Here is a 6,342-nt window from a genome sequence, read left to right as displayed (position 1 = left end):
CCAGCCCTCTAACGCGACGCCGATACCACGCCCCACCCCCGATTCGCCAGCAAGCTGGCTCCCACGGATAGGTGCTGCAGCGCAGCGGCGGTCAGCCTTCCTTGCCGATCCCGTGCTCACGTAGCTTGTTGGCGACGGTGGTATGCGAAACTCCTAGCCGCTTGCCCAAGAGCCGGCTGCTGGGATGGCGTTGATACAGCTCCTGCAACACCGCTTTTTCGAAGCGTCCGACGATACTGCCCAGATCGCCCTCCAGCGAAAAATCGCCCAGCGGTGCCGGCGTCCCGTAGTCGGGCAGCCGGATGTGCTCGGGCTTGATCAGTCCGCCATCGCACAGCGAAACCGCCTGGAACAGCGTGTTCTCCAGCTGCCTGACGTTGCCCGGCCAGTGATAGCCGGCCAAACGCTCAAGGGCTGCCGGCGAGAGGCTCGGCAAGGCGCAACCGATCTGCCGGCTGGCCTGATCGAGAAAGTGCAGCGCCAGCGGTTCCAGCCCGTCCAGGCATTCACGCAGCGGCGGAATGTGCAGCGACAGCACGTTGAGGCGGTGATACAGGTCCTGGCGAAACTCGCCCTTGGCGCAGAGTTCGGACAGGTCCAGCTGCGTCGCGCAGATCACCCGCACATCCAGGTACACCTCCTGGTCGCTGCCGACCCGACGAAAGCAGCCATCCTGCAAGAAACGCACAAGCTTGGCTTGCAGCCGTGTGCTCATCTCCCCCACGCCATCGAGAAACAGCGTGCCGCCGGAGGTCAGCTCGAGCAGGCCGAGCTTGCCTTCGGGCCGTGCGCCTTCGAAAGCGCCGGGGCCGTAGCCGAACAGCTCGGTTTCAGCCATGGATTCCGGCAGGCCCGCGCAGTTGAGGGCCATGAACGGCGATTGCCCGCGCGGGCTGGACAGGTGACAGGCGCGCGCGAGCAATTCCTTGCCAGTACCGGTCTCGCCTTCGATCAGCAGCGGCGCATCCAGCGGGGCCATCCGTCGCGCCTCGCGGACCACGGCGGCCATCACTTTCGAGCTCTGGAAGATGCTGTCGAAGCCGCGCAGCTCCTGCTTGCGCACGTTGTAGATACGCTCGCCGACGCGGTCGGCACGATGCAACGTCAGCACCGCACCGGCCAGGGCTTCGCTGTCATCGTGCTCCGACTGCAAGGGCGCGATGTCTGCAAGGAACATGTCGCCCTTGATGGTCACACGCAGGCCGTTGATCCGCGCCTTGTTGGCGCGCACCAATTCCGGCAGGTCGAAATCATCGGCGTAGCGCGACAGGCTCATGCCCGGCACCTCATCCACGCGAACCCCGAGCAACTGCGCCGCGCAACGGTTGGCCGCGACGATGGCGCCTGTCATATCGATGGACAGCACCGGAAATTCCAGCGCGCCGAGCAGCGCATTGAGCTCCAGTGAATGCCGTTCGCTGGGCATCAACCCGACCTTGCGCACCTCGAACACGCCCTGCAGTGCCTCGATCTTCGGTCGCAGCGCCTGTAGCTGCAGGTTCATCAGGTTGGGGCAATGCAGGTAAACGGCGTTACCGTGCTCGCCACCCACTTCGCCACGCGCCACGTTGATGCCGTAGGCGACCAGCAATTCGAGCATCTCACGGAGGATGCCGAGGCGGTTCTGGCAGTGAATCTTGATACGCATGCAAGGGGCCTTTGGGCTTGTTGTCAGGAGCGGCGCCGGGTTTTCTGCAGATCGCCGTTGATTTTCGTCAAGATTATTTGACAGGCACGAAGCCGAGCAAGGCGATTTTTCATGCAACCACACCGCATCGTAATTATTTCGTTACGCACATCAGAGACAGATTGTTGCAAGGCAGCCTCGCTCGGGTCGCCAGAGAGGGCCGAACGCGATCAGATGAGGCATCCATAACAACAAGTCTCAGGCGGCCGCCCCGCTCAGGAGGTCAGATGAAAGCCACCCAATACGTTGCCCGCGAACCGGATGCGCAAGGTCATATCCACTACCCGGACAGTGAACATGCAGTTTGGCAAACGCTGATCGAACGCCAGCTGAAACTGCTCGACGGCCGCGCTTGCCAGGAATACCTGGACGGCATCGAACAGCTTGCCCTGCCCCACGACCGCATCCCCCAGTTGGGCGAAATCAACCGCGTGCTGGATGCGACCACCGGCTGGCAGGTGGCGCGGGTCCCGGCGCTGATTCCGTTCCAGACCTTTTTCGAGCTGCTGGCGAGTAAACGCTTTCCGGTAGCCACCTTCATCCGCACACCGGAAGAACTGGACTACCTGCAGGAACCCGACATCTTCCACGAGATATTCGGTCACTGCCCGCTGCTGACCAACCCCTGGTTTGCCGAGTTCACCCACACCTACGGCCAGCTTGGCCTCAAGGCGACCAAGGAAGCGCGCGTCTACCTGGCCCGGCTGTACTGGATGACCATCGAGTTCGGCCTGGTGGAGACTTCGGCGGGCCGGCGCATCTATGGTGGCGGCATCCTCTCCTCGCCGAAGGAGACGCTCTACAGCCTTTCCGACGAACCCGATCATCAGGCGTTCGATGTTGTCGAAGCGATGCGCACCCCTTATCGCATCGACATCCTGCAGCCGGTGTATTTCGTTCTGCCCGAGCTCAAGCGACTGTTCGATGTGGCCCATGAAGACATCATGGCGCACGTACGCACCGCCATGCAGCTGGGCCTGCACCAGCCGAAGTTTCCGCCAAAGGCGGCGTGATTCGGCCCTGTGTGATGCTCGTGGTGGGCTAAAGCCCACCCTACGGGTGCCATCTGTTCTGTAGGGTGGGCTTCAGCCCACCACCTTGCCTAAGCTTCAACCTTCGAACGACTTCAATCATCAAGAAAGGGATCTACACCATGACCGCCCTCGCCCAAGCCCAATGCGAAGCCTGCCGCGCCGATGCACCCAAGGTCTCCGATGACGAACTGGCCGAGCTGATCCGCGAAATTCCCGACTGGAACATCGAAGTGCGTGGCGACCACATGGAGCTGGAGCGTGTCTTCCTGTTCCGCAACTTCCGCCACGCACTGGCCTTCACCAACGCGGTTGGCGAGATCGCCGAAGCCGAGGGTCATCACCCGGGCCTGCTCACCGAATGGGGCAAGGTCACCGTGACCTGGTGGAGCCATTCGATCAAAGGGCTGCACCGCAACGACTTCATCATGGCCGCGCGTACCGACGAGGTCGCGAAAACCGCCGAAGGTCGCAAGTGAAACACTTCGCTGATGTCGCGCGGGTTCCCGGCGATCCGATACTCGGCCTGCTGGACGCCTACCGCGCCGATCCCAATCCGGCCAAGCTCGACCTGGGCGTGGGCGTGTACAAGGACGCCTTGGGCCTGACGCCGATCCCCCGAGCGGTCAAGCTGGCCGAGCAGCGGCTGATCGACAGCGAGCAGACCAAGAGCTACATCAGCGGCCACGGCGATCCGCTGTTTGGCGAGCAGCTGCTGCAGCTGGCGCTCGGTGAGGGCTCGCCAGCGCTGGTCGAGCACCGCGCCGGCTGCACCCAGACACCGGGCGGCACCGGCGCGCTGCGGCTGGTCGGCGAGTTCATCGCCAAGTGCTTGCCGGGGCGCAGCCTCTGGCTCAGCGACCCAACCTGGCCGATCCACCAAACCCTGTTCGCCGCCGCCCGCTTGAAGGTCGAGCATTACCCCTATGTCGATGCGCAGAACCGCCTCGACGTGCCGGGTATGCTCGCCGCGCTGGAGCAGATTCCCAGCGGCGACGTGGTGCTGCTGCATGCCTGCTGCCACAACCCCACGGGCTACGACCTGAGTCAGAACGACTGGCGCCGGGTGCTGGAAATCGTGCGCCAACGCGAGCTATTGCCGCTGTTCGACTTCGCTTACCAGGGATTCGGCGATGGACTGGACGAAGACGCCTGGGCGGTACGGCTGTTCGTCGAAGCGCTGCCGGAAGTGCTGATCACCAGTTCCTGCTCGAAAAACTTCGGGCTTTACCGCGAGCGTACCGGCGCGCTGATCGCAGTGGCTGCCAACGGCGAGTCGTTGATCGACGTGCGCAGCCAGTTTGCCTCGGTGGCGCGCAATCTCTGGTCGACTCCGCCGTCCCATGGCGCGGCCGTGGTGGCGACGATTCTGGCAAACCCCGAATTGCGCCAGCTCTGGCAGCAAGAGGTTGCAGCCAAGCGCGAGCGCATCGCCGGGCTTCGTCAGGGGCTGGTGGAGGCGCTGGCGCCGCACGGCCTCGCCGAGCGCTTCGCGCACATTGCGCAGCAACGCGGAATGTTCTCCTACACGGGCCTCACTGCCGACCAGGTGCTGCGCCTGCGGCGTGACGATTCGGTGTATTTGGTGGAAAGCGGACGGGCGAATATCGCCGGGCTGGATGCCGCACGCCTCGATCAACTGGCGGCCGCCATCGCCCGCGTCACGGCATAAGCCGCCGCAGCGAAGCACAGGAGGCCGGCTGTCATGCCGGCCTTTTTTATTCCTGCCGAAACGGATGGCCCCGCCACAACGACGAAGCTCACTGCGGAAAGAGGAACTCGACTTAATTCTTAATGTCGTAGCATTTAGCCATCATTCCTAAAGTTTCTGATTTACTATGACGCCTGGTCATTCTTGTGGAATGGCCCTCTGGTGACGAACGGACTCCAGTCTCGGCCAGATTAGCCGCTATCTTTCAGCAACAGGTTTCGAGCGAGTTCGCCCATGATTCAAAGCAACACAGACGGTAACCCTGCCCCATCGGAATACAGCTGCCATTCGGCCAGCGACCACGGCGCCTGCCCCAGCTGCGCCAGCGGCGAGCGCCTCGGCTTTCGCTTCAGTTATGCCTACCAACCCATCGTCGACATCCATCATCAGCACATCTTCGCCCACGAGGCTCTGGTTCGTGGCGTAAATGGAGAACCGGCGCCCAGCGTGCTGTCGCAGGTGACCGAGGACAATCGCTTCCGCTTCGACCAGGCCTGCCGGGTCAAGGCCATCAAGACAGCCGTCAAGCTGAACATGCAGAGCAAGCTATCGATCAATTTCCTGCCGAACGCGATCTACCGTCCCGAGCTGTGCATCCGCTCGACGCTGGAAGCCGCCCGCGCCCACAATTTTCCCGTTGAGCAGATCATCTTCGAGACCGTCGAAGGCGAGCGCATCAGCGATGCCAAGTGGCTGACCGAGGTTTTCCGTGAATACCAGCGCATCGGCTTTCTCACGGCCATTGATGACTTTGGTGCCGGCTTTGCCGGACTCAATCTGCTTGCCGACTTCCAGCCCGACCTCATCAAGCTGGACATGGACCTGATCCGCAGCATCGATCAGAGCCGTTCGCGCCAGGCCATCGTCCGCGGCACGGTGGGCATTTGCAACGAGCTGGGCATCCAGGTGATCGCCGAGGGCGTGGAAACGCCGGATGAATGCAAGGCTTTGCGCGACCTGGGCATCAGCCTGATGCAGGGCTATCTGTTCAGCAAACCGCTGTTCGAGACCTGCAGCCACGCCGATTCCCTGGCGTGGCCGGGCGGACTGTCGAGCTTGAGCCCGGTTCAGCCGGCCTTCAACAGTTTGAGCAACTCGCGGGCGGCCTCTTCCGAGGACGCCGGGTTCTGGCCTGTGACGAGCAGGCCATCGACCAGCACATAGGACGACCAGTCCGGCCCCTTGCTGTAGTCGCCACCGATCTCCTTCAGCTTGTCTTCCAGCAGGAAGGGCACCACCTCAGTGAGCTGTACCCCCGCCTCCTCGGTATTGGTAAAGCCGGTGACGCGCTTGCCTTTGACAAGGTATTCACCATCCACGCCGCGCACCTGTACCAGGGCGGCAGGCGCATGACAGACCGCCGCTACGGGCTTGCGTGCCTTGATGAAGGATTCGATAAGGGCGATGGACGTTGCATTGCCCGTCAGGTCCCACAGCGGGCCGTGACCGCCGGGATAGAACACCGTATCGAAGTCCGCTGCCGATACCTCGTCCAGCTTGTGCGTGTTGGCCAGCAGCGCTTGGGACTCGGCGTCGTTCTTGAAGCGCTGGGTCATCTCGGTCTGGGCGTCCGGCGCATCGCTTTTCGGATCCAGCGGGGGCTGACCACCCTTGGGTGAGGCGAGGACGATTTCGGCGCCAGCGTCCCTGAAGACGTAGTAAGGGGCGGCGAATTCTTCTAGCCAGAAGCCGGTGGGTTTGCCGGTGTCGCCGAGCTTGTCGTGGGATGTGAGGACGATGAGGACTTTCATGGGGTCTCCTTTTAACCGGGCCTGGATGCGGGCCATGGTTCATCTCGACCATGGGGGTGGGGAATCGATCGATTGGTGTTGTCCGCGTACCTTCTCGTCCTGCGTTGCGCGGTGCTTGGCGCTGGCTAAAGTCGCGGCGTCTCGTAGGAGGCTTCGCCGGCA

At 62.7% G+C, this 6,342-nt stretch carries 6 protein-coding genes; 4 read left to right on the top strand and 2 right to left on the bottom strand.

What is annotated here, in order from left to right; translation table 11 throughout:
- Positions 1-91 precede the first annotated feature (91 nt).
- On the bottom strand, positions 92-1,648 hold the full coding sequence (locus NA637_RS23655; protein WP_256074935.1) for a sigma-54-dependent transcriptional regulator: 1,557 nt from the start codon (positions 1,646-1,648) through the stop codon (positions 92-94).
- A 266-nt stretch (positions 1,649-1,914) separates the two neighbouring features.
- Between NA637_RS23655 and phhA the strand changes: the two genes are divergently transcribed.
- The 4 genes from phhA (at position 1,915) to NA637_RS23635 (ending at position 5,593) form a co-directional block, all read left to right on the top strand.
- Positions 1,915-2,700: a phenylalanine 4-monooxygenase gene (phhA, locus tag NA637_RS23650; RefSeq protein WP_256074933.1), complete on the top strand. Its 786-nt coding sequence runs from the start codon at positions 1,915-1,917 to the stop codon at positions 2,698-2,700.
- A gap of 140 nt (positions 2,701-2,840) precedes the next feature.
- Entirely contained in the window at positions 2,841-3,197 is a 357-nt protein-coding gene (locus tag NA637_RS23645) for a 4a-hydroxytetrahydrobiopterin dehydratase (protein ID WP_256074932.1), read from the top strand.
- The gene (locus NA637_RS23640; protein WP_256074931.1) at positions 3,194-4,390 is read left to right on the top strand and encodes an amino acid aminotransferase; all 1,197 of its coding nucleotides are present in this window, start codon (positions 3,194-3,196) and stop codon (positions 4,388-4,390) included. The genes NA637_RS23645 and NA637_RS23640 overlap by 4 nt, the downstream gene beginning before the upstream one ends.
- A gap of 273 nt (positions 4,391-4,663) precedes the next feature.
- Positions 4,664-5,593 (top strand): EAL domain-containing protein, encoded by a 930-nt coding sequence (locus NA637_RS23635; RefSeq protein WP_256074930.1) that lies wholly within the window; start codon positions 4,664-4,666, stop codon positions 5,591-5,593.
- Here the strand turns inward: NA637_RS23635 and NA637_RS23630 are convergent.
- Positions 5,497-6,180, bottom strand: a complete 684-nt coding sequence (locus NA637_RS23630; RefSeq protein ID WP_256074929.1) for a type 1 glutamine amidotransferase domain-containing protein — start codon at positions 6,178-6,180, stop codon at positions 5,497-5,499. The genes NA637_RS23635 and NA637_RS23630 overlap by 97 nt on opposite strands.
- Positions 6,181-6,342 lie beyond the last annotated feature (162 nt).

The sequence above is a fragment of the Stutzerimonas stutzeri genome, from assembly GCF_024448935.1.
GTDB lineage: Bacteria > Pseudomonadota > Gammaproteobacteria > Pseudomonadales > Pseudomonadaceae > Stutzerimonas > Stutzerimonas stutzeri_AO.
The sequence above is the reverse complement of the archived record's forward strand: the minus strand, read 5'-3'. Positions and strand labels throughout refer to the sequence as shown.

Bases quoted from the DNA above. Each gene is read 5' to 3' on its own strand.
- NA637_RS23635 (WP_256074930.1), top strand. From the start codon at position 4,664: ATGATTCAAAGCAACACAGACGGTAACCCTGCCCCATCGGAATACAGC.
- NA637_RS23655 (WP_256074935.1), bottom strand. From the start codon at position 1,648: ATGCGTATCAAGATTCACTGCCAGAACCGCCTCGGCATCCTCCGTGAG.
- phhA (WP_256074933.1), top strand. From the start codon at position 1,915: ATGAAAGCCACCCAATACGTTGCCCGCGAACCGGATGCGCAAGGTCAT.
- NA637_RS23645 (WP_256074932.1), top strand. From the start codon at position 2,841: ATGACCGCCCTCGCCCAAGCCCAATGCGAAGCCTGCCGCGCCGATGCA.
- NA637_RS23630 (WP_256074929.1), bottom strand. From the start codon at position 6,180: ATGAAAGTCCTCATCGTCCTCACATCCCACGACAAGCTCGGCGACACC.